Annotated in this window: 18 protein-coding genes; 7 read left to right on the forward strand and 11 right to left on the reverse strand. The window is 48.5% G+C overall.

The window, feature by feature from the left end; translation table 11 throughout:
- Positions 1-65: 65 nt before the first annotated feature.
- From xdh to ssnA, 6 genes are all read right to left on the reverse strand, one after another.
- The gene (xdh, locus tag AC4OGX_RS14835; protein ID WP_493331365.1) at positions 66-2,624 is read right to left on the reverse strand and encodes a selenium-dependent xanthine dehydrogenase; all 2,559 of its coding nucleotides are present in this window, start codon (positions 2,622-2,624) and stop codon (positions 66-68) included.
- Positions 2,625-2,672: 48 nt separating this feature from the next.
- Entirely contained in the window at positions 2,673-4,031 is a 1,359-nt protein-coding gene (gene yqeB / locus AC4OGX_RS14840) for a selenium-dependent molybdenum cofactor biosynthesis protein YqeB (protein ID WP_493331366.1), read from the reverse strand.
- A 17-nt stretch (positions 4,032-4,048) separates the two neighbouring features.
- Positions 4,049-4,786, reverse strand: a complete 738-nt coding sequence (yqeC, locus tag AC4OGX_RS14845; protein ID WP_493331367.1) for a selenium cofactor biosynthesis protein YqeC — start codon at positions 4,784-4,786, stop codon at positions 4,049-4,051.
- Positions 4,787-4,799: 13 nt separating this feature from the next.
- Positions 4,800-6,182, reverse strand: a complete 1,383-nt coding sequence (gene hydA, locus AC4OGX_RS14850; RefSeq protein ID WP_493331368.1) for a dihydropyrimidinase — start codon at positions 6,180-6,182, stop codon at positions 4,800-4,802.
- A 90-nt stretch (positions 6,183-6,272) separates the two neighbouring features.
- Complete coding sequence (gene ygfK, locus AC4OGX_RS14855) at positions 6,273-9,266, reverse strand: putative selenate reductase subunit YgfK (RefSeq protein WP_493331369.1); 2,994 nt, start codon at positions 9,264-9,266, stop codon at positions 6,273-6,275.
- A gap of 72 nt (positions 9,267-9,338) precedes the next feature.
- Positions 9,339-10,670 carry a putative aminohydrolase SsnA gene (gene ssnA / locus AC4OGX_RS14860; protein WP_493331371.1) on the reverse strand — a complete coding sequence of 444 codons (1,332 nt, stop codon included), beginning with the start codon at positions 10,668-10,670 and terminating at the stop codon, positions 9,339-9,341.
- Positions 10,671-10,994: 324 nt separating this feature from the next.
- On the opposite strand from ssnA, the gene AC4OGX_RS14865 reads away from it, so the two are divergent.
- The 7 genes from AC4OGX_RS14865 to AC4OGX_RS14895 all read left to right on the forward strand — a co-directional run bounded on the left by AC4OGX_RS14865 (position 10,995) and on the right by AC4OGX_RS14895 (position 18,522).
- Positions 10,995-11,642, forward strand: a complete 648-nt coding sequence (locus AC4OGX_RS14865; RefSeq protein ID WP_493331372.1) for a helix-turn-helix transcriptional regulator — start codon at positions 10,995-10,997, stop codon at positions 11,640-11,642.
- Between the two features lie 45 nt (positions 11,643-11,687).
- Positions 11,688-12,893 (forward strand): diaminopropionate ammonia-lyase, encoded by a 1,206-nt coding sequence (dpaL, locus tag AC4OGX_RS14870; protein WP_493331373.1) that lies wholly within the window; start codon positions 11,688-11,690, stop codon positions 12,891-12,893.
- A 167-nt stretch (positions 12,894-13,060) separates the two neighbouring features.
- A complete protein-coding gene (locus tag AC4OGX_RS14875) occupies positions 13,061-14,371 on the forward strand; it encodes a YgeY family selenium metabolism-linked hydrolase (protein WP_493331375.1) in 1,311 nt (436 codons plus the stop codon).
- Between the two features lie 182 nt (positions 14,372-14,553).
- Positions 14,554-15,747, forward strand: coding sequence for a knotted carbamoyltransferase YgeW (gene ygeW / locus AC4OGX_RS14880; RefSeq protein WP_493331376.1), 1,194 nt, complete (start codon positions 14,554-14,556; stop codon positions 15,745-15,747).
- A 50-nt stretch (positions 15,748-15,797) separates the two neighbouring features.
- The gene (locus AC4OGX_RS14885; RefSeq protein WP_493331377.1) at positions 15,798-16,178 is read left to right on the forward strand and encodes a RidA family protein; all 381 of its coding nucleotides are present in this window, start codon (positions 15,798-15,800) and stop codon (positions 16,176-16,178) included.
- A gap of 32 nt (positions 16,179-16,210) precedes the next feature.
- On the forward strand, positions 16,211-17,158 hold the full coding sequence (gene arcC / locus AC4OGX_RS14890) for a carbamate kinase (protein WP_493331378.1): 948 nt from the start codon (positions 16,211-16,213) through the stop codon (positions 17,156-17,158).
- Between the two features lie 14 nt (positions 17,159-17,172).
- Positions 17,173-18,522 (forward strand): uracil-xanthine permease family protein, encoded by a 1,350-nt coding sequence (locus AC4OGX_RS14895; RefSeq protein ID WP_493331380.1) that lies wholly within the window; start codon positions 17,173-17,175, stop codon positions 18,520-18,522.
- A 133-nt stretch (positions 18,523-18,655) separates the two neighbouring features.
- On the opposite strand, the gene AC4OGX_RS14900 is transcribed toward AC4OGX_RS14895, so the two are convergent.
- From AC4OGX_RS14900 to AC4OGX_RS14920, 5 genes are all read right to left on the reverse strand, one after another.
- Complete coding sequence (locus tag AC4OGX_RS14900) at positions 18,656-20,230, reverse strand: AAA family ATPase (RefSeq protein WP_493331386.1); 1,575 nt, start codon at positions 20,228-20,230, stop codon at positions 18,656-18,658.
- A 135-nt stretch (positions 20,231-20,365) separates the two neighbouring features.
- On the reverse strand, positions 20,366-20,875 hold the full coding sequence (gene xdhC, locus AC4OGX_RS14905; protein WP_493331381.1) for a xanthine dehydrogenase subunit XdhC: 510 nt from the start codon (positions 20,873-20,875) through the stop codon (positions 20,366-20,368).
- Positions 20,868-21,755 (reverse strand): xanthine dehydrogenase subunit XdhB, encoded by an 888-nt coding sequence (gene xdhB, locus AC4OGX_RS14910; RefSeq protein WP_493331382.1) that lies wholly within the window; start codon positions 21,753-21,755, stop codon positions 20,868-20,870. The genes xdhC and xdhB overlap by 8 nt, the downstream gene beginning before the upstream one ends.
- A 17-nt stretch (positions 21,756-21,772) precedes the next feature.
- Positions 21,773-24,070 carry a xanthine dehydrogenase subunit XdhA gene (gene xdhA / locus AC4OGX_RS14915; protein ID WP_493331383.1) on the reverse strand — a complete coding sequence of 766 codons (2,298 nt, stop codon included), beginning with the start codon at positions 24,068-24,070 and terminating at the stop codon, positions 21,773-21,775.
- 25 nt (positions 24,071-24,095) lie between these two features.
- A partial coding sequence (locus tag AC4OGX_RS14920) for an amidohydrolase family protein (protein ID WP_493331384.1) occupies positions 24,096-25,292 on the reverse strand: 1,197 nt, incomplete at its 5' end.

Raw genomic sequence — 25,292 nt, forward strand, 5'->3', positions numbered from 1 at the left:
TACATAAAAAGACCATACAAAGATGGCTGTCCTGCATTCTTTGTATGGTCTTTTTTTATTTTATTCTATTTTTTCTTCTTCTCATAAGGAGTTCCTGTAAGCGGAAGCTTTGTCTGGAACTCTTTATTCCATTTGTAATATGCTCCGGCAATAGCAGGTGCGGTTGGAATAGAGGTGATCTCTCCGATTCCGATCGCTCCGTATCCCACATCCACTCCCGGCTTCTCAACAATGATGGAATTAAGCTCAGGCACTTTATCTGCCTTGAACAGCCCCAGTGTCCCGAATCTGGATACCGGATATCCATCCTTGAGCTCATACTGCTCTGTCAGGGCATATCCCATTCCCATGACAACACCGCCTTCGATCTGTCCCTCGACGCTGACCGGATTGACCGCCTTTCCAACATCATGGACCGCGATCATTTTCTTGATCGTACCATCCTCATTCAGGACGCACATCTGCGTTGCAAATCCGTATGCCACGTGGGAAACCGGATTAGGTACGTCACTTCCCATCTTATCGGTCTTTGCCAGATACTCTCCCAGATAATCTCTACCTTCCAGTTCTTCCAGGGTATGACCTTTTAGATCCTCTGCCAGCTTTTCGGAGGCACGCTTCGCTGCTTCTCCGGTGATCAAGGTCTGACGGGAACCGGAGGTCGTTCCTGAATCCGGTGAATCTGCGGTATTTGGACGGCAGTATAGGATCTTGTCGATCGGCAGATCCAGCGTCTGTGATACCACCTGGATCAACACGGTGCCAAGCCCCTGTCCGATACAGGATGCTCCGGCATGGATCTCTACTTTTCCGTCTCTGATGAGCAGGCGGCAGCGTCCCCAGTCCGGGAGTCCCACGCCTACTCCGGCGTTCTTCATAGCACATGCCAGCCCCGCATACGGCTCGCTCTCATAGATTTCCCTGACTGCTTCCAGCGTTTCTGCCACAGCGGTGGAGCCGTCTGCGATCTGTCCGTTTGGAAGCACCTGTCCCGGACGGATAGCATTGCGGTAACGGATCTCCCACGGAGAGATGCCCACCATCTCTGCCAGGAGGTCTAAGTTACGCTCTGATCCAAAACACGTCTGGGTCACACCGAATCCACGGAATGCTCCGGCCGGCGGGTTGTTCGTATAGACTGCTTTCCCGTCAATATCGACTACCTGGAAGTTGTAAGGCCCTGCTGCATGGGTACATGCTCTTTGCAGCACCGGGCCGCCCAGAGATGCATAAGCACCTGTGTCGGACACAACAACAGCCTTCATGGCAGTCAGATATCCGTTCTCATCACAAGCTGTGGTGATATCCATCCACATCGGATGACGCTTCGGATGCACAACGATACTTTCCTGTCTGGATAATTTTACTTTTACGATCCTCTTGGTCAAATAGGCGATCAGCGCCGCATGATGCTGTACACTGACATCCTCTTTTCCGCCGAAACCGCCGCCGACCAGCTTGTTTTCCACGATCACCTTCTCCGGCGGGAGGCCAAGCATGATACAGCACTCGTGCTGGGTATCATAGGTACCCTGGTCAGTGGAATAGATGAATACACCGTCGTCAAACGGCATCGCAACGGCACATTCCGGCTCCAGGAAAGCGTGCTCTGTCCATGGTGTTTCATAATGTCTTGTCACTTTATACTTGGAATTTGCGATCACTTCATCTGCATTTCCCCTTACCAGATGTTCATGGGCAAGGAGATTTCCTGACTCATGGACCTTTGGTGCATCTTCTTTCAATGCTTCAAACGGATTCAATACCGGTTCCAGCACTTCATAGTCTACCTTGATAAGACTCTTTGCGCGCTCCAGAGTATCAGGATCCTCTGCCGCAACCAGACAGATGGCGTCTCCCAGATAATGGGTGACTTTTCCTACCGGAATCATGGTATCCCAGTCCTTCTTGAGGTGGCCGACCTTGACATTTCCCGGAACATCCTCTGCTGTGAAGACCCCGACAACGCCTTCCAGGGCTTCTGCCTCCTCTTTATGTATCGCCAGTACCCTTGCTCTCGGATATTCGGAGCGCACCGCACTTCCGTATATCATACCGTCAAGATAGATATCGTCTGGATATTCCCCGGTTCCCAGAACCTTTTCCGCTGCGTCGATTCTCTGGATGGCATCGCCGACAAGAACCACACCGTCATTGTCCGCGGCAGGAATATTTTCCCGGAACATCTTTGCGCTGAGCAGGATCCCATCAATGATCTTCTTGTAACCGGTACAGCGGCAGATATTATTGCGGATCGCAGCGATCACCTCCAAACGGGTCGGATCCGGATTCACATCGATCAGCCCCTTGGCACACATGACCATGCCCGGAATGCAGAAGCCGCACTGTACTGCTCCGGCCCTGCCGAATGCGCAGGCGTAAACTGCCTTCTCACGTTCGCTTAAGCCCTCAACCGTAACGATTTTTTTACCTTCCATCTTAGAAATCATAGGGATACAGGCGCGTGTTGTCTTGCCGTCTACCAGGATCGTACAGGTGCCGCACGCCCCCTGGCTGCATCCGTCCTTGACAGATGTCAGATGAAGGTCGTCCCTCAGAAAGCGCATCAGCTTTTTATCCTTTTCGACCTGATAATCCTTCCCATTTACATGAACAGTAAACATGATATATCCTTCCTTTCTCCGGGCAGATCTCCCGTCTCCCGGAATACCTTATTCAAAAATATCGTTCTTTAGATCGATATCTTTTAGTTCTTCAGACTGTGCCTTAACATACCGGACCTGATCCGGCAGCCGGGACATGATCTTCCTGCCGCCATGGTCCCCTGACAGACTGAAAAGTTCTTCAAAAAATTCCCGGTCCCACAGTACCGGGTTGCCTGGTCTTAGCGGATCCCCTGCACAGATGACCTGCCCTTTATGTGCAGATGCCGTATTTAAGATCCTCTGGATCGTAGATGCCTTTAGATTCGGCTGGTCACAGACCGAAAACAGGATACCGCGGATATCCGGATGTTCCTTAAGACATGCTTCTAATCCCAGCTGGATCGAATGGGATATCCCCTTCTCCGGCTCACGATTCATCACCACCTGGATTCCCTGTTTCCTGGCATCCTCTGCGATCCTGTCATATCCGGTCACCAGATACCGTGGGTAATCTCCAAACGCCTGCATCCTGCTGAGTGTATGCTGATACAGGGGCTTTCCCGAGATGGCTGCCAAAAGCTTATTGTCTCCAAACCGTACACTTCTCCCCGCTGCCAATATGACCATTGCATAGTGCCCGCGCATATGCTCAAAGCGGGTCACTGCCTCCAATACACCGCCTCCGACTGACCTCGCCTTATCAGAAATCGTAAAGCAGTGGTCGATCTCACAGCGCGCATCAATATCACCGATCTTTAAGTTTTCAGATACCATCACCCCGGACTGGAGCATTCCTCTGACGATTCCGTCCATCTGTGCATAAACTTCTTTTCCGCCTGTCACTGCGACCGCCTGGCCTTTTTTTACCACATCTCCGATAGCTGCAAGCGGGACCATCTCTCCCGGCGCAGCGGCACGGATCAGCCGCTCTATCGTATAGCCGCCCACGTTGCCCGGAACTCCTGTGTTCGGGATCGCACTTCCTTCATAGATCGCAGTTCCCAAAGTGTGCCCTCTTTTTGTCTCCACAACACAGTGGCAGTCCTCCCCTGCCGTAAAGCCGGGGCCGACACCAATCACAAAGGGGGCATCCGTAATCTTTGTTCCCAGATTCTTCTTTGCCAGGATCGCGTCTATGATGACGTCGGGATGGAATTCCCCGGCGATCTCTGCCCGCTCGTCTATAATGACCGGGATATCTCCGGCCCCGAGTACTTTCTCTGCCTCCTCCATGGAGAAGACAAGGATTCCCTTCATATCTTCTACAGCCGCTTCCTTCTCATATACAGCCCTGGACAGTGACACCATCCGGCGCACGGTTAAGGGGACTGCGATCTCTGTCATCAGGAGCTGATGTCCGCTGTGATATAGACGAGAGGCGATCCCTGTTGCCAGGTCTCCCGCCCCTTTGATTAATATTTTCATAACTTCTGCTGCCTTCCTTATTCGTATGCTGTCACCAGGATGTCGGAAATTCCCTGCATTGCTGCCCGGCCGCAGATCTTCGCCGCAAAATGTTCCCGCTCTCTGGTATCCGCTTTATTCAAGATCAGAATGTATTTCATCGTCGGAAGAATCCCCTTTTTTCCGCCCTTTGCATCAAGTGCCAGATCTAAGATATCCCCGGGACTTACCTTCTCTGTCAGACTTTTTCCCAGAAGCCCGGCCGCCGCTGTAGGGCGGAAACAGACTTCCTCTATAGTCTTTCCCACTGCATCTAAGCCATAGAGGCTAAGCACATGGGTAGTCTCTTTTAACAGGACAGGTTCGTATGCTGCCGGAGCTTTCAGCGGAAGCCTCTTTGATCCGTCTGCCTCGATCAGGACCGGAACGCCCCATTGGATCAGATGTTCTAAAAACTGACCGGACGGTGCTTTCATCTTACCGTCTTTGTCAGGGATTCCGACCCAGGCCATCCCCTCAAGGTCCAGCACCTTTCTCACCTTTTCCATAGATGGCTCCAATACAAACCAGGGGGCCTCTTCTATCTTCATATGAGTCGTTGTTGTCACCAGCACGGGAACATGTCTTTTCCGGTATTCCCCGGCCAGTGCCGCAATCGTCGTTGTCTTGCCTCCTGCGCCCACGACAGAGAGAATGGGATTCTTTTCCTCAATGCCAAGAGCTTCCAGTAATGAGGAATATTCCACAAATTTTCCGTCTTTATACTTCTTTATCATATCCTGTTACCGCTTATTCTTCCTCTTTTACAACGCCATGCCGGATATACTGTCCTGCATTTTCTTCCTTGATCTCTCCGTTTTCGGCGATCAGCCGGCCGCGCAGGAACACCTTCTCGGCCCGTCCCCTGATCTGTGTGCCCTCCATCGGACAGTAATCAATGTCAGACTGCTGAGTTTCTTTAGAAAGCACCCACTCGTTATCGGGATCCCATACAACGATATCCGCATCGCTTCCCGGGGAAAGGGTTCCCTTCTGTGGATAGAGTTTATACAGCTTCGCCGGATTCTCGGAAAGATATTTGCACATCTGTTCCAGTGTAAGCCTTCCCTTGTTCACTCCGAACTGCCAGATCAGGGCCGGACGCTCTTCTCCTCCCGGCATTCCGCACGGAGTCTTGGAAAAATCATCTTCCCCCATGCTCTTCTGCTCCAGATTGAAGCTGCAGTGGTCTGTACAGATGGTCTGGATCCTGCCCTCTGACAATGCCTCCCACAATACTTTCTGATCATTTTTACCGCGCAGGGGTGGAGCGATCATATACTTTCTGCCCTCCCCGTCCGGCAGCGAATATTTACTTTCATCCATGACCAGATACTGCGGACAGGTCTCTACATATACTGTCTGCCCATCTTCTCTGGCACGCTCGATCTCACGGTATCCTTCTTCTGAGCTTAAATGTACAACGATCACAGGCGTATCCACGCATTTAGCGATCTTGAGAAGACGGTTGACCGCCTCAGCCTCAGCCGCTGCGGGACGGGTGCCCGGATAATCGGAAACATCCTTTCTGTTTCCTTTTTTCTTAAGCACTTCCTCCAGTCTGGCATCGATGATTCCCCTGTTCTCACAGTGGACACCTGCGATCCCACCCAGTTCTTTCAGCCGTGTGAGGATTTCATACATGGTCTTGTCATCTACGACCATATTGTCATAGGTCATATACAATTTGAAAGAAGAAATGCCCTCCTCTACAACACGCCCCAGCTCCTCACTGATACTGTCGTTCCAATCGGAGATCGCCAGATGAAATGCGTAGTCGCAGGAGGAACGGCCGTCCGCTTTTTTATGCCAGTTGTCCAGTGCTTCGTGCAGAGTCTCTCCTTTATTCTGAGTTGCAAAATCCACGATGCAGGTCGTACCGCCCGAGATCTCGGCCTTGGTGCCTGTTTCAAATTTATCCGCGGTGATCGTATTGCTGACTTCCAATGCCATATGGGTATGGGCATCGATGAAGCCGGGGAAAAGATATTTTCCCCGTACATCTTCGATCTGCGCATCCTTAAATTCCAGGTCCTCCCCTACTGCCAGGATCTTTTCGCCCTTCACAAGGATGTCAAGCTGTTTTAAGCCCTCACCGCTCACGACTGTGCCGCCTTTAAACAAACGTTTCATAAACATTCCTTCTTTCTGTCAATCCTATTTGTCAATACTGCCAGTATATTCTCCTGATACCTTTTTCTTACATTAGGATCATTCCTGATTTTACGCTAACAGATAAGAATAATCCCGGATCACGGCCTCGATCAGCTTCTGCAAGCCCTCCGGAAGCCTTGTCTCTTCCCCTTTTGTCCAGGTAAAGATATCGCCTAAATATCTGACTTTACAGCTTACGCTTTCTGGATCAAGTACAGTAAAGCCCTGATTCTTGCTGTCTTCCATATCTTTTTCAGATGCAAACAATGTAAACTTATCCAGATACGGTGCGCTCTGGTATGGGCAGAAGCTCTTGCAGTTGCCGCATTCGTTGCACATGTAATCTACATGGATGATCTGGTGTTTTGCCATTCCCGGAACCTGAATGGAAATATTCGCACGGTTCGGACAGACTTCCACGCAGTTCTCACAGATGCTGGAGCATCCAAGGCAGCGGCCTGTCTCTTTGAGACCTTCCTCCAATTCTTTGAGGACACCTCTTCTTGCGTATACCTTCTCTTCTGCTGCCGGTTTGTCAAAATCCTTAGCAAGCGCTCTTTTGATGATCGCCTCTGCTGCCTTTCTGCCGTCCCGGATGCCTTCCACAACAGTTGCCGGGCCGCCCAGAGCGTCCCCTGCGATGTAGACAGCTTCCAGATTTGTCTCACAGGTCTCCTCATCAACCAGTGCTTTTCCGCGCTCATTGACATGGATTCCGTTTGCTTCATACCATTCTGTCGGAACCTTCTCTCCGACTGCTGCGATCACGGTGTCAGCCAAAACTTCACAGATCTCATCTGTTTCTACAACGCTGCGTCTTCCGGATGCATCATACTCACCAAGCTTCATCACCCTGCAGATCAGCTTACCATCCACCAGCTTCACAGGAGCGAGTAATTCCCTGAATTCTACGCCGTCCTCCACTGCCATGAGCAGTTCTTCTTCATCTGCCGGCATGAAACGTTTTGTTCTTCTGTAAACAAGTGAAACTCTCTCAACACCTTTGGTGCGCTTTGCGGCTCTGGCAGTATCCATCGCAGTATTTCCTCCGCCGATGACTACTACATTTTTACCGAGATCCAGCTTTCCATTCTCTGCTTTGAACTTCGCGAGGAAATCCAGGGCATTCATCGTTTCGCCCTCTTCCAGTTTCAGGATGCCAGGTTTGGATGCGCCAACAGCAAGTACGACTGCTGTATATCCTTTCTCACGCAGTTCCTGGATACTTTCCACTTTCACGTTGAACCGGATCTCCACACCTGCCGCTTCTAAGATGGCCGCATCTTTATCGATCGCATCTTTTGCAATCCTGAATTCCGGGATCACATGGCGTACAACACCGCCTAAGGAATCCGTCTGCTCAAATAAAGTAACTTCCATACCGCCGCGTCTCAGGAAATATGCTGCTGCCATTCCTGCCGGACCGCCGCCGATCACTGCTGCTTTTCCTTTTTCCGTTACAGCAGACGGAACTACCTGTTTTAACCAGGATACATAGCCGTTCTGTGCCGCTTCCAACTTCATGGCACGGATATGTACTGGTTCCTCGTAGAAGTTACGGGTACATTTGCTCATACAGTTATGTGCACAGATCGTGCCAGTGATAAATGGCAGCGGATTCTTCTCTGTGATAACCTTCATCGCCTCTTCATATTCTCCCGCACCCACAAGCTGCAGATAGGTGGTGATATCCTGATGAATCGGGCAGCCCTCCTTACATGGTGCTACAAAACAGTCCAAAAGCGGAACTTCGCGTTTCATCTTGCGGGACGGAAGCGGTTTGACTGATTTCACATGGTGGACACTGACCTTTGCCTCTTCTGCAAGATTTCTGACTGCACTGGCGCGCACTCCTGTAAACTCATCATTTTCCTTCTCCAGTATCTCTGCCATCTGTGACATTCTCTGATATCCGCCTGGCTTTAACAGGGTCGTTGCCACGGTTACCGGCCAGATTCCTGCATCTACAATGCCTCTAATATTGTAGAAATCGGCTCCGCCTGAATAAGAGATCCTTAATTTTCCGTCGAATTCCTCTGCCAGCTTTGCTGCCAATGAGATGGACAGTGGGTACAGGGATTTTCCTGACATGTACATCTCTTCACTTGGAAGCTCGTTCTGCTTTACATCTACAGGGAAGGTATTCGTGATCTTGACACCGAATTCCAGGCCGCGGTCTTCACATACCTTCATCAGACGTGTCAGCATTGGAACAGCATCCTCATACTGCAAGTCATCTTTGAAATGGAAATCTCCAAATGCCACATAATCATATCCCATGTCATCCATGGTCTTTCTTGCATATTCATATCCTAATAAGGTAGGATTACATTTAATAAAGGTATGGAAACCTTTTTCCGTGATCAGATACATCGCGATCTTCTCAATCTCCTGCGGCGGGCAGCCGTGCAGAGTAGAGATCGTCACAGAGTTACAGATATCGGAAGGAATACTCTCGATCTCTTCCTTTGTAAGGTTCTTAAACTGGTCTGCATGTTCCAGAAGATACTGTTTACAGGACTGGAAGATCTCCGAATCCTTTGCTTCCTTCATCGTATTCAGGAAATTGTCAATCTTCTCAGACTTGATCCCTTCCAGATCATAGCCTACGCTGATATTGAACTGGAATCCGTTCATATCGCCAAGTTCATATTCCTTTGCCATGACTTTTAACAGGAACCATGCCTTGATATACTCCTCCATTGCCTGCGGTACATATAACTCTGTGGACCACTCGCAGTTATAACACTCATCATCCGCCTTGATACACGGCTTATTCACACATGCTGAAAGCTCGGCACCGTCCATCACCTGTACGGTCTTAAGCTCGAAGAAACGGCTGCCTGTATAATACGCTGCCACTATATTCTGTGCGAGCTGTGTATGCGGCCCTGCCGCCGGTCCCACCGGAGTCTCTAAGGGGCGCCCGAAGATCGTCCTTAAATACTTTGCATCCGCCTTATATGGTGTATGCTCTCCGAATACCGTACCGTGTTTCTCACGCTCTGTCATTATCCAATCCAATAAATGCCCGAAAGACATCGGGGTCATAATATCGCTCATCTGTATAAACCTCCTATGATATAATCTGAATAGTCTGAAAATGGTGAGCAAAAGGGTCTGACCCTTTTGCAATTAGTCATTAATTCGTTTCCAAAGAGCTTCTGATGTTTCTCTGCACTCTGCCATAACCTTTTCCTCATCGATGTGCTGTAATTCTCTGTCTTTCATCAGAACCTTCCCGTTTGCTACCGTTGTCACAACCTTGCTTCCGTTCATTCCAAACAGGATATGCCCATTGCAGTTATCTGCGCCAAGCGGAGTCAGCGGATCGTAATCTACGATGATAACATCTCCGGCTGCGCCTTCTTTTAAAACACCGAGCTCCTGCTTAAAGTAGCGGTTTGCGATCTTTGCGTTGCCGTCAAAAAGCATCTGCGGTACTTCCACCCATGCGGCATTGGCATCGCAGAGGTGATGCTTGTGCAGCACATTAGCCACCTTGAAGGATTCTGTCATGTCATGTGTATATCCGTCTGTTCCAAGTCCGGTCAGAATGCCTCTATGTACCAGCTCCATGGTCGGAGGGCATCCGCATGCATTGCCCATGTTGGATTCCGGATTATGTACGACCATGGTATTCGTTTCCTTAATTAAGTCCATCTCGTGTCCATTGATGTAAATACAGTGTCCCAGGAGCGTTTTCTCTCCTAAGATATTCCAGTCCATCAGACGGTCCACGATACGTTTTCCATAGTGCTTTAGGCAGTGATGAAGATCCTCGATCCCTTCTGCCACGTGAATATGATATCCGACGCCGTCCGGCTTATTTGAAGCCGCCAGCTCCATCGTCTCATCAGAGATCGTAAACTGTGCATGCATTCCCATCATTCCGGCGATCATCCCCGTGTCATCCTTTAATGCATGTCTGATAAATTCCGCATTCTCCATCACGGAATCTCTGGCCTTCTCTTTGCCGTCCCTGTCAGAAATCTCATAGCACAGGCAGGAACGTACTCCAGTTTCCTTTGCCGCCTTTTCAATATGAAACAAAGAATCCCGGATGGAACCAAAGCTTGCATGGTGATCAAAGATCGTCGTAACACCATTCTTAATGCAGTCAATATACGTGGCCATAGCACTTAAGTAAGTATCATGAAGGGTCAGATTCCGGTCAATGGTCCACCACATTCCGTCCAGGATATCTAAAAATCCCTTTGGATCATATCCTTTCACAGAAAGCCCTCTTGCAAAGGCACTGTAAATATGTTCATGTGCATTGATAAATGCAGGCATGATCACCTTTCCCTTTGCATCGATAAATTCTGCATCCGGATAAGCTGCCCTGACCTCCTTTAAGGTCCCCACCTTTTTGATCGTGGTTCCTTCAATCGCCACAGCGCCCTGCGCCAGATACGGATTTGCATCATCTCTTGTGATTACCCTTCCATTACCTAAAATCAGCATACTTTTGTCTCCTTTTCTTTTTGAAATCTTTTAGTATACAAATTCTACAAGGGTGTTGCTTTCCTTGCACGTCGCACTATATTTTGTATATCCTTTTGTAAAAACAGTCTTTTCTTTTTCGAACAGATATTTTTAGACCGTTTTTGTTGTCTATAGAATAACATTAAAATGATATAATTGCAATACAAATCCTAAAAAACTTTTAGGCAACCTAAAAATTTTTTAGAAAAAGTATTGATTTATATTTTTTTTATGCTATGATGGGTTTAAAGGCGAGGGAAAAACAACTCCCCGGCAAATCCATACACGAAAGGAATGGTGACATTGAGCCAAAGATTAGATCTATTAAAACAGATCGCACACGGCCTTGCCGTACAGTTCGGAAGCTCCTGTGAGATCGTTATTCACGATCTGCGGAAAAAAGAACTGGAAAGTTCCATCGTTTACATTGAGAATGGACACATTTCCAACAGAAAACTAGGTGACGGCCCTTCCAGCGTGGTACTGGAGACTTTAAGCCGGGACCCGTCAGAGATCCAGGACCGGCATTCCTATCTTACTAAGACAGATGACGGACGGATCCTGAAGTCAAGCACCATGTATATCAGGGATGAGAATAACCGTATCGCTTACATATTTTCCCTGAACTACGACATCACTGCACTGCTCACCATCGATACTGCGATCCAGTCACTGATCAGCGTTGAAAAAGAAACTGATTCAGATGATGAGAAGGATCAGCCGCAGAAGATCACCCACAATGTGAATGAGCTTCTCGATGTCTTGATCGAACAGGCACTCGCACTGGTCGGCAAGCCGGTTGCACTGATGAGTAAGGATGACAAGGTAGCAGTTGTACAGTACCTGAACAACGCAGGTGCTTTCCTGATCACCAAATCCGGTGACAAAATTGCCTCCCTTTTGGGAATTTCAAAATTCACACTCTATAGTTACATGGATGCGGGCAAATAGCCATACAACAATTCATTACATTATTATGAAGGAGGTTTTTCACACATGGAAACAATCAAATGGGCAGTGAACCACATGCCTAAGACAGACGACGCACAGCTTACGGTCATGGCACTCGACGAGGTAAAGAAGGCAAGAGCCTTCCATGAAAGTTTTCCTCAATATAGTGTCACACCGCTCGTCAAGCTTGACAAGATGGCAGAAAGGCTGGGACTTGGAGAGGTATATATCAAAGATGAATCTTACCGCTTCGGCCTGAACGCCTTCAAAGTACTCGGCGGTTCCTTCGCAATGGCGCGTTACATAGCACAGCAGGTTGGAAAGGACGTCTCCGAACTTCCTTACCAGGTATTGACTTCTCAAGAACTTCGGGATGAATTCGGCCAGGCAACCTTCTTCACAGCAACAGATGGAAATCATGGACGAGGCGTTGCATGGGCAGCCAACAAGCTCGGACAGAAATCTGTCGTACTGATGCCGAAGGGAACGACACAGACCCGTCTCAATAATATTCTTGCTGAGGGTGCACAGGCTACCATCGAAGAATATAACTATGACGATTGCGTACGCATGGCTAACGATCTTGCAAACAAGACCGAGAACGGCATCATGGTACAGGATACTGCATGGGAGGGATACGAAGAGATTCCGGCATGGATCATGCAGGGATATGGTACGATGGCTATGGAAGCGAATGAACAGTTAGGGGATTACGGATGTGACAGACCGACACACGTATTCATCCAGGCTGGTGTGGGATCTCTCGCAGGAGCTGTTCAGGGATATTTTGCAAACCGCTATCCTGAGAATCCTCCAAAAGTGATCGTGGTAGAAGCCGAAGCCGCTGCCTGCCTCTATAAAGGCGCTGCATTAGGCGATGGAAGTCTCCAGATCGTAGATGGAGATATGGTAACGATCATGGCAGGGCTTGCATGCGGGGAACCAAATACGATTTCCTGGGATATCCTGAAAAACCACGTAGACACATTCATCGCAACTCCGGACTGGGCTGCTGCAAGGGGAATGCGTATGCTGGCCGCACCGATCAAGGGTGACTCTCCAGTCACATCAGGTGAATCCGGTGCAGCACCATTTGGAACACTGGCATGTATCATGTGCATGGACGAATATAAAGAGCTGAGAGAGCATCTCGGACTGGATGAAAACTCCAAGGTTCTTCTCTTCTCAACAGAAGGTGACACTGATCCTGAGAGATATGAGTCCATCGTATGGGGCGGAAACGAGAAATAAAAAGCCAGTACCTGCAGGAGTATTCCACCACATTTTATAAGTTTACAAAGAAACTATTTTAATTCTTTAGATTCAATACTGCACTATTAGAAACATTTATTTTTGCACAACTCAACCTAACTAAACCTAACCAATTTCATATAAAAAAGATAAAGGAGAGAAAGAGAATGGATTTCAACAAAATCAAAGAGGCTGCACAAAACTATCAGGCTGACATGACAAAATTTTTACGAGAGATCGTAAAAAACCCGGGCGAGAGCTGCGATGAAAAAGCCCACATCGAACGTATCGCAGAAGAGATGAGAAAGCTCGAATTTGACAAGGTAGTCATCGACCCACAGGGCAACGTACTTGGTTACATGGGAACAGGCGAAAAGATCATCGGATTCGACGCTCACATCGATACAGTAGGTATCGGTAACATCGACAACTGGACCTTCGATCCATATGAAGGATACGAGAATGACGAAGAAATTGGCGGGCGCGGCGTTTCTGACCAGTGTGGCGGTATTGTTTCTGCAGTATACGGCGCAAGAATCATGAAAGATCTTGGTCTCTTAAGTGACAAGTATACCGTACTGGTTACAGGAACCGTTCAGGAAGAGGATTGTGACGGACTCTGCTGGCAGTACATCATTAATGAAGATAAGGTTCGTCCTGAATTCGTTGTTTCTACAGAGCCGACAGACGGCGGTATCTACCGCGGACAGCGCGGACGTATGGAGATCCGCGTGGATGTCAAAGGTGTTTCCTGCCATGGTTCTGCACCGGAGCGCGGTGACAATGCAATCTACAAGATGGCTGATATCCTCCAGGATGTTCGTGCATTGAACGAAAATGACGCTGAGGATGCTACCGAGATCAAGGGTCTTGTGAAGATGTTAGACGAGAAATACAATCCGGAATGGAAAGAAGCTCGTTTCCTTGGCAGAGGTACTGTTACAACATCCGAGATCTTCTTTACATCACCAAGCCGCTGTGCAGTTGCCGACTCCTGCTCCGTTTCACTGGACCGCCGTATGACAGCAGGTGAGACATGGGAAAGCTGCCTGGATGAGATCCGTGCACTTCCAAGCGTACAGAAATACGGTGACGATGTTACAGTATCCATGTACAACTATGAGCGTCCGTCTTATACAGGATGTGTGTACCCGATCGAGTGCTACTTCCCGACATGGGTTATCCCGGAAGACCACAAGGTAACAAAGGCTCTGGAAGAAGCTTACACAAATCTCTACGGCGAGACAAGAATCGGAACCGCTGAGACAGAAGAAATGAGAAAAGCCCGTCCGCTTACTGACAAATGGACCTTCTCCACAAACGGCGTATCCATCATGGGAAGAAACGGGATCCCATGTATCGGTTTCGGACCTGGCGCTGAGGCACAGGCACATGCACCGAATGAAAAGACATGGAAACAGGATCTCGTTGTATGCGCTGCTGTTTACGCTGCACTGCCGACACTTTACTGCAAATAATAGATAAACGATTACATGACATAGACTGCAAAGGGGAGCACACCTCTTTGCAGAGGGGTCTGACCCCTTTGCACACCAAGAAAGCGGACATTCGCAATCCGCTTTGCTACTTGCTCATGAACGCAGGTCGCTTCGCTCATGCTGCGTTCAGAATTTATTCAAAATTTAGGAGGATTTTAATTATGAAAACTTTACAGGATTATATCGATAAGCTGAACTCTTTAAACTTCAAGGAAATGTACAACGGTGACTTTTTCCTGACATGGGAAAAGACAGATGATGAACTGGAAGCTGTCTTTACTCTGGCTGATGCTCTGCGTTTCATGAGAGAGAACAATATCTCCACAAAGGTATTCGAGAGCGGTCTTGGAATCTCTTTATTCCGTGACAATTCTACCCGTACACGTTTCTCCTTCGCTTCTGCCTGCAACCTGCTGGGACTGGAAGTTCAGGATCTGGACGAAGGCAAATCTCAGGTAGCTCATGGTGAGACTGTACGTGAGACTGCTAACATGATCTCCTTCATGGCTGATGTAATCGGTATCCGTGATGATATGTACATTGGTAAAGGAAATGCTTACATGCACGAGGTCGTTGACGCTGTGACTCAGGGAAATAAAGACGGCATCTTAGAGCAGAAGCCTACTCTTGTAAACCTGCAGTGCGATATCGACCACCCAACACAGGCTATGGCTGATATGCTCCACATCATCCATGAGTTCGGCGGTGTTGAGAACTTAAAGGGTAAAAAACTGGCTATGACATGGGCTTACTCACCTTCTTACGGAAAACCACTCTCTGTTCCACAGGGAATCATCGGACTGATGACACGTTTTGGTATGGACGTTGTTCTGGCTCATCCGGAAGGATATGAAGTATTCCCGGAAGTAGAAGCTGTAGCTGCTGAGAACGCTAAGAAATCAGGCGGTACATTTACAAAGACAAACGATATGGCAGAAGCTTTCAAAGACGCTGATATCGTTTATCCAAAGAGCTGGGCTCCGTTCGCTGCTATGGAAAAACGTACAGAACTCTACGGAAACGGTGACTTTGAAGGAATTAACAAGCTGGAGCAGGAGCTTCTTGCACAGAACGCAGAGCACAAAGACTGGGCTTGTACAGAAGAACTCATGGCTACAACAAAAGACGGCAAGGCTCTTTACATGCACTGCCTGCCAGCTGATATCACAGGCGTAAGCTGTGAGACAGGAGAAGTTGACGCAAGCGTATTCGACCGCTACAGAACTCCTCTTTACAAAGAAGCAAGCTTTAAGCCATACATCATCGCTGCTATGATCTTCCTTGCTAAATTTGCAGATCCGGCAGAAGTATTGAAGAAACTGGAAGAAAAAGGAACTTCAAGAGTATTCGACTAATGCTATTTATGATATCATTAAGGAGAAAAAAATAAAAGGAGGTATCTAACATGTTAAAGTATGTTGATACAAAAAACGCACCAGCAGCAATCGGACCATATTCACAGGGGATCGTGGTAAACGGGATCGCATTTTTCTCAGGACAGATTCCGCTCTCACCGGAAACAGGCGCAGTTGTAGGTACTACAATTGAAGAGCAGACCGAGCAGGTCATGAAGAATGTGGCAGCACTTCTGGAAAGCCAGGGTGCAGAATTTAAGGATGTAGTTAAGACAACCTGCTTCCTCGCAGACATGGGCGACTTCGGGGCATTCAACGAGATCTATGCAAAATATTTTGTTGGAAAACCGGCACGCTCCTGCGTTGCAGTGAAAGATCTGCCAAAGGGAGTTTTATGTGAAGTAGAAACAATCGCGTATGTAGGAGAATAATCCGGCGCGAAATGTATCGGAGGAAATGAAAAATGGCGAAAAAGAAACGGATCGTCATCGCTCTCGGGGGGAACGCCTTAGGCAATACCCTCCCGGAGCAGATGACAGCAGTAAAGATTACCGCACGCGCCATCGTAGACCTGATCGAGGAGGGCTGTGAAGTCGTGGTCGCACACGGCAACGGCCCGCAGGTCGGAATGGTGAATAATGCAATGCTTGCCCTGACACATGAAGACCCACAGCAGCCGAACACACCGCTGTCCGTCTGTGTTGCTATGAGCCAGGCGTACATAGGATATGATTTACAGAATGCCCTGCGCGAGGAGCTTCTGAACCGTGGTATTACAGATATTCCGGTTGCAACTATGATCACACAGGTACGCGTGGATGAAAATGATCCCGCATTCCAGAATCCATCCAAGCCGATCGGACGTTTCATGACAAAAGAGCAGGCAGATGAGATGGCAAAGAAGTATGACTATCTGATGAAAGAAGACGCCGGACGCGGTTACCGCCGTGTCGTAGCATCCCCGAGACCACAGGAGATCGTTGAGATCGGAACGATCCGTACTATGGTAGAATCCGGTGATCTTGTCATCGCCTGCGGAGGCGGCGGTATCCCTGTTACACGCCAGGGCAACCACTTAAAAGGTGCCAGCGCAGTCATTGATAAAGACTTTGCAAGCAGTCTGCTTGCCCGTGAATTAGATGCTGATTTCCTGATCATTCTGACCGCAGTGGAAAAGGTTGCGATCAATTTTGGAAAGCCAGATGAAAAATGGCTGGATCAGATCTCTGTAGATGAGGCAAAACAGTATATGTCGGAGGGACATTTTGCACCTGGTTCTATGCTGCCTAAGGTTCAGGCTGCTGTGGAATTTGCAGAATCAGCACCGGGCCGTCAGGCTCTGATCACATTACTTGAAAAAGCAAAAGACGGAATCAAGGGGACAACAGGTACCAGAATCAGTCAGGCTTAAAGGGGGATAAACGCGTGAAAAATGAAGTGACCCACTCAACTATATTTGAGTTAAACGGCGTGCCAAGCTTCAAGCAGGCGTTTCCACTTGCCCTGCAGCACGTCGTAGCTATGATCGTGGGATGTGTCACACCTGCTATCCTCGTTGCCGGGGTAGGCGGATTAAGTGAAAAAGAATCCGTCATCCTCATCCAGGCAGCTTTGATCGTGTCAGCATTGTCCACACTGCTCCAGCTATTTCCGATCTTTCGGACAAAATGGCTCGCCATAGGTTCAGGACTTCCGGTAATTATGGGCGTCAGCTTTGCATATCTGCCAAGCATGCAGTCCATTGCTTCCGATTTTGATATTCCGACAATATTAGGGGCACAGATCGTCGGCGGCTGTGTAGCAATTTTGGTAGGTATTTTTATAAAAAAGATCCGCCGCTTCTTCCCGCCCCTGATCGCCGGAACCGTCGTATTCACCATCGGGCTTTCCCTGTATCCGACAGCCATTAATTATATGGCAGGCGGTACAGGCAGTCCTGATTATGGTTCCTGGCAGAACTGGCTCGTTGCTATTATCACACTGGTGATTGTGACCGTGTTGAACCATTATGGAAAAGGCATCTGGAAACTGGCATCTATCCTCATTGGTATCATCGGAGGATACATCGTAGCCCTGTTCTTTGGAATGATTGACTTTACAGCTATTTCACAGGCATCTGTATTCCAGCTGCCGATCCCGTTACACTTTGGTGTGAAGTTTGAAGTCTCCTCCTGTGTGGCGATCGGCTTACTATTTGCCATCAATTCCATCCAGGCTATCGGAGATTTCTCAGCTACCACAAGCGGCGGTCTGAACCGTATGCCGTCTGACAATGAACTCCAGGGCGGTATCGTGGGTTATGGTATCACCAATATCATCGGTGCTCTTTTCGGAGGCCTCCCGACCGCAACTTATAGTCAGAACGTAGGTATCGTAGCAACAACCAAGGTCGTGAATCGATGTGTACTCGGACTTGCAGCAGTGATCCTGCTGATCGCAGGACTGATCCCGAAGTTCTCATCCCTTCTGACCACTATTCCATACTGCGTACTCGGCGGAGCGACCGTTTCCGTATTCGCCTCCATTGCCATGACAGGTATGAAATTGATCACCTCCGAAAATATGTCCTTTCGGAATACTTCTATCGTAGGACTTGCAGCTGCGCTGGGGATGGGAATCTCCCAGGCAAACGGTGCACTTGCAACCTTCCCGGACTGGTTCGTTATGATCTTCGGGAAATCACCGGTTGTCATCGCGACACTGCTGGCGGTCCTCTTGAATATCATCCTTCCGAAGGATAAGGAGACCGATCCGGAACCGGCTCCGAAAGAATAAATAAAATTAGATAAAGTGAAACAAAAACAGAAGCCCCGGGTTCAAAAAGAACCACTGCACAGGCTTCTGTTTTGTTTTAAGAAAAAGGCGGTTACCTCATAACCAATTGATCTATACTGTAGCAGCACATTTTTCACTTCTGCCATTCTTCTATTACACATTGATGTACTTTCGTCTTTTTATCATAATTAACCCCAACTAAAAGGATTTTCCCCTGATAATCCTTCAAACTCCTGCAGTATTCTTTCTTCTTTATTTGCTCAATCGCACCTTCTGCATCCTGATCCCACTTCAATTCGACCACTAATGCAGGATAATTTCCGAACTGCTTCCTGGGCAGGTACACAATATCAGCAAATCCTTTTCCTGTTGGAAGCTCTCTAAATATTGTATAATAATTCCGTGCTACATATAAAGCAAGAGAAATTGTATAACTCAGTGCATTTTCGTCGTTATACTGTAAATGAGAAGTTTCATAATGAGCCTCAGCGATGGCATTTGCAACCTTCTCTTCCTCTTTACAGAGAACAGCATCCAGCGCCTCACGTGAATTCTTAAGCGCCCGTGATACCTCTCCCCAATCAGAGTTGCTGACCGCCGTCACATATTCATTCAATATTTCATGATTCGGAATGAAAACCTGACCCGATTTGCTCCTGTAGCCCAAATACCCCAGGTGCACCAGCAGGGTCATAACATCATCTTTTGAGTGAAATGTCACCATGTCGTTTGTAAAGCTTCTAATATCTATAGAAACTTTTTCATTTCCGTTCATTAAACCTACGATATCGTCTCTCAGCCCTTCAAAGTTCATATCAATATAAATACGCAGCGCCTCAAATGTCTCCGTCTGATTCCAGTAATACTGAAATTTATGAAACTGCATGGCACTCACAACAGATTTGGGATTATAAATGGAACCGACATCCTCAAGGCAGTAACCATCATACCACTTCTTTGTTTCTTCAAAATCCATATCATAGCGCTTGCACAGATCTCTGACTTCCTCTTCTGTAAATCCCACATATTTCCCCAGCGGACCCGCAAATGTCATAGAAAACTCATCAAACATATTCAGGGCACTGTGTGTCCCATATTTCTTAATCGGCAGGATACCCGTCAGATATCCTAATGCTATATTTCCTCTGTCTTTGAGCAAATCCCTGAGAAAATCCAGGTATTTTTTCTGTGCATCCAAATCCATCTTATATTCCCGGAAAATACAGTCCCATTCATCAATAATAACCACAAATGGTATCTTTGTCCTGCTGTAAACATCCTGCATCGTACGCATCAGATTTGCAGAATCAAAGTATCTGAAATCAGGATATTCCTCCAATACCTCCCATAAAACAGACCTTTTTAGCAATGCCAGCATCTCATCCATGCAGCTACTCTGACTTAAAAATTCCTGCATATTTAAAAACAGCACATCATACTTGTTTAAATATTTCGTGAAATGCTCTGTTTCTGCTATCTCATACGGTGCAAAAAGTTCACAGGAATCACATCCTCTGCTATAGTATGCGGCAAGCATATTCGCTGTTACTGATTTTCCAAAGCGCCTCGGACGGCTCATGCTGATAAAGCGCTGCGGTGTACAGATTACTTTATTGCAGTATCCAAGCAGACCAGTCTTATCGACATAGATCTCGGCACTGATATCCATCTTAAATTTTTCATTTCCAGGATTCAAATAATTCCCCATGACACCACCCGCTTTCAAAAATATCATAAAAAATCGGCTACACTCTTTATAAAAAAGTATAACCGATTTTTTCATTTAATACAACCAGATCGTTACTATTCACGGCCGTAGGCCGCGCATAGTAACGGCATCTGGCTACTTTAAATACTCCGGAAATTCCTTCCCAAGTCTTCGATACATCGTCTTTTCCACCGCATTCAGGATGTTCTCATACCCCGTACACCTGCACAGATGCCCGGACAGAAGTTTCCGCAGTTCGTCCCGCGTATATTCCTTCCCGGATTCCAGGATCTCCACGGCGCTCATGATCACACCAGGCGTACAGAATCCACACTGCACGGCAGTCTCATCAATGAACGCCTGCTGGATATCTGAAAGCTCACCATCCGGTCCCATCAGACTCTCCAGGGTGCGGATCTCTTTTCCATCGGCCCAGACCGCCAGATAGATGCAGGAGTTAAAGCATTCACTGTCTATGATGACGTTGCAGGCACCGCACTCTCCTACCTCACAGCCCTTCTTCACACTGGTCAGACGGTAATCATTACGGAGCATATCCGTCAGGGATGCCCTCACATCTACCATGGCCTCGCGCTCTTCCCCATTGATCCTGCATCTTACCAATTTATACTGTATCTCACTCATGAACAACACCTCCTGCCAGTCTGATCGACTCTTTTAGGGCACGCTTGCATAATACCTTTGCAATGTGCTCTCTGAAAGCCTTGCTTGCCCGCCAGCTGTCACGCGGCGTTACATCTTCCAGGACGGTATCCCCGACGTCTTCGATCGAATCCATGCTGACAGGAAGACCTTTTCCGGCCGTTTCTGCATGGACTGCACGCATCGGGACCGGCCCTGCAACGCCATACGCGATCCTCACATCCTCTATCACACTCTTATCCTCTGACAGCTTCACATTGACGGAGCATCCCAGAGTTGCGATATCCATGGCATTTCTCATGGCATATTTGATATAATGTCCGTAATAGCCTTCATAAGCTGACTTTGGAAGAAGGATCCCGGTCTGGATCTCAGCAGGCCTTAAATCCACCTTTCCTGCCTTGATATAGAATTCCCTGATCGGAACCTGCCGGATCCCCTCCGGCCCGGTCAGCTCCACCACTGCATCCCATGCAAACAGCGTAGATGCAGAATCCGCGGAAGTCACACCATTACAGGTATTTCCGCCGATGGTCCCGATGTTGCGGATCTGAGGGCCGCCCACCTTATCCACAGCCTCTCCGAGTACATTGATATATTTCTGGATCACAGGATCCTTCGTAATATGTGAAAAACTGGTCAGAGATCCGATCCGGATCGTCCCGTCCTCTTCCATCTTCACACCGCGCAGCTCATCCAGAGCGTATATACTTACCAGCTCCACTCCTGCACGTTTTCCTTCTCTCATCTGTACCAGTACATCACTTCCGCCGGCAATGATCTGGGCTTCGGGATGCTCCTGTAATAATTGTATTGCATGAGACACACTTTCGGCCTCATATAATGCTTTCATATCATACATGATCTGATTCCTCCCTTCTATACTAAGCCCTCTTCCTGAAACCGTTTGAACAGAATATGCGGTGTCAATGGAATCTCATCGACTGCCACCCCTGTCGCCATCAATACCGCGTTTCTGATCGCCGGTGCCACAGAACATACCGGAGGCTCACCTAACGCCTTCGTTCCGTATGCACTGGTCGGCTCGTAATTTTCCACAAATTGCCCTTCCAGATGCGGATGGTCCATAAAAGTAGAAAGCTTATAGTCCAGAAGGTTATTATTCAGCGGTTTACCGGTACGCTCATCATAGATCAGCCGCTCAGACAGCCCGTACCCGATTCCCATGCTCATACCGCCGTGAACCTGTGCCAGAGCCAGGGACGGATTGATCAGCTGTCCCGCATCATGCACGTTGACAATATTGGTCAATGTTACCTTACATGCCGGGATATCTACTTCTACTTCCGCAAAGGTACATCCAAATGAAAATGCATTGGTCTTCGCCTGATAGGAAGACTCCGCTGTCAAATGCCCGTTGTTAGTCAGACTGTACAGCTTCTCCATTGCCAGATCTCCAAGGCTCATCAGCACCTTACCGTCACCAATGCGGATGATATTGCCATTCACGATATCCAGGCTTTCCTTCGTGTGTCTCGTCAGTTCCTGTGCAGTATCCAGAATATGGCTCTTTAACAGTGCCGCAGTCTGGTTAATGGAGAATCCGGCCATGTACGTCTGTCTGGATGCGTATGCCCCGGTACCAAACGGGGTGATATCCGTATCCTGATTTGTCACTACGTGCACCTGCTCCACCGGGATTCCCACGGTCTCCGCCGCCATCTGTGCAAATGCGGTGTCTGCGCCCTGTCCGATCTCTGTCTCTCCCACCTGAACCTGGATGGAGCCGTCCTGATTCAGCACCATACGGCATGCTGATGTTTCCAGTGAGATCGGCCAGACTCCGGTATTGTACCAGAATGCAGCCACACCGATCCCCTTTCGGATCTCGCCTGTCTGCCCTGCGTATTCCTTCATCTTCCTGTCGTAATCTATGTAAGCCTTCCCCTTTTCCATACATTCATGGAAAGTGTCGAAGTAATTCACATTCTTAGAAAATCCGTCCACAAACCCCTTCGGCATCAGGTATTTCCACCGGAATTCGTAAGGTGACATTCCAATGGCTCTCGCCACATCATCGGTGTGGCTCTCCACGGCAAACATTGCCTGCGGGATTCCGTATCCCCTCATGGCCCCTGAAACGGATTTGTTTGTGAATACTGTATAGGCGTCTCCTTCCACGTTCGGACACGGATACAGCTGTGGGAATGCTCCCATGCCCTTTGCCGCGATACTGTGTCCGTGGGAAGCATAGGCACCCTGGTCAGAAAAGCACTCGATCTTTCTGGCTGCAAAGCTTCCGTCCGGTCTCACATAAGAAATGATATGCGTACGGATCGCATGGCGGACTCTGTTGGAAACAAAGGTCTCTTCCCTGGACACATCCAGCTTCACCAGCCGTCCTCCGACTGCAGTGCTTAAATAGGCACAGAGCGGCTCATAGAGGATATCCTGCTTATTCCCAAATCCACCGCCGATATAAGGCTTGATCACCCGTACCTTCCCCCATGGGATCCCGAGCGCCTGCCCCACGACTCTGCGGCAGATATGGGGGATCTGCGTGGACGATACCACCACCACGCGTCCCTGCTCCATATAGGAATAACAGATGAAATTCTCAATATGACAGTGCTGTACAGTCGGGGTATCATACCAGCCTTCCACCTTAATCAGTCCCGGCTCCCTGCTGGCCTCTTCGTAATTCCCATTGCGGATGGAGGTATGCTTTAGGATATTGTTCGGGAACTCCTCATGGATCTGCGGTGCCCCGTCCTCCATGGCCTTCTGCACATCCAGCACAAAGGGCAGCTCCTCATACTCTACCTTCATCGCACGTACGGCCTGTGCCGCAGCCACCTCATTTTCCGCCACTACCGCTGCCACATCATCCCCGTAAAACCGGACATGCTTCTGCAGAAGCAGCCGGTCTGCCACATCCTGATGAGCAGGCTCCGTAGACCACGGATGTCCCGCAGTCGGAAAATAATACTCCGGCACATCAAAACAAGTGACGATCTTTACCACTCCCGGAATCTTCCGGGCCTCCGTGGTATCCACAGACTTTACGATGCCGTGTGCCACTGTAGAGTGAAGGATCTTCGCCACATATGCACTCTTATCGCACAGATCGTCTGTGTACTTTGCGCGCCCGGTCACCTTCTCAAAGGCATCCACACGCTTCACGCTTTTACCTACTGCATGTTCCCTCTCTTCCATATTTCTACCTCCAAATTATTTTTTATCAGAATATCTGAACTCCCGCCGCATATTTCGCCAGGATTTCTCTGTCATCAGAAAAGTAGATCAGCCGCTCCAGCCGCTTCTTCACATCAAGAGGCTGCGGATGCTTTAACCGCGTGTCATCCAGAACGACCGCATCCAGTTCATAACCAGGTTCAAAGCTTCCCACCTTACCAAAGAATTCCCCGCCTCCTTTCGTAGCCATATAGAATACCTCCTCCACGGTCAGTGGTTTCAGTGAATCATCCTGCAGTCTCCAGCGCAGCTTGGATGCCTGGATCGCATGTGACATTGCATGGAAAATGCTCTCTGTGGAGCCCCCTGCCACGTCACTTCCAAGACCTACATGTACACCCTTTTCCAAATACTTTCTAACCGGAGCTACTCCGGATGCAAGGTTCATATTCGATTCCGGACAGTGGGCAACATAAACGCCGTTCTCCTTCATCCTTGCGATCTCCTGATCATCAGAATGTACACAATGCGCCATCACGGTCGGACAGTCCACCCCGAAGAGTCCGAACTTATCATAAGCATCTCCGTAAAATTCGGACCACGGACAGAGCTCCTTCACCCAGGCGATCTCACCGTAATTCTCTGACAGATGTGACTGGAGAGGCAGTTCATAGCGCAGCTGGATCATTTTCAGCTTCTCCATCAGTTCATCCGTACAGGATGGTGTAAATCTTGGAGTTAGGATCGGCTTTGTATGTTTATACTTCTTATGCAGCACATCCTTGATCCATTCCACTGTCTCTGCAGCAGATTCCTCTGCATCAATCTCTCTTAGATAATCCGGACAGTTCCGGTCCATGTTCACCTTGCCGACCATGGTGCAAAGACCTGACTCTTCCATAAGATCCATCAGAAGAAGCGTTGCCTTCCTGTGCACAGTCGCAAAAATACAGGCTCTTGTGGTTGCACTCCTCTTGAGATTCTCTGCAAAGATCCCATAGGCCTGACGCGCATACTCCAGATCCTTAAACTTTGCCTCCTCCGGAAATGTGTTCGTCTCCAGCCATTCCAGAAGCTCCATGTCCATTCCCAGTCCCCTGTAAGAATACTGCGGTGCATGCACATGCAGATCAACAAGTCCCGGGATGATCAGACTGTCACCGTAATCCGTGACCGGATATCCTCCATATTCAAACGGCAGGGTCTCATAGATCCCCTCCACAATTCCGTCTTTACATACGAG

Source organism: Faecalicatena sp. (assembly GCF_058819085.1).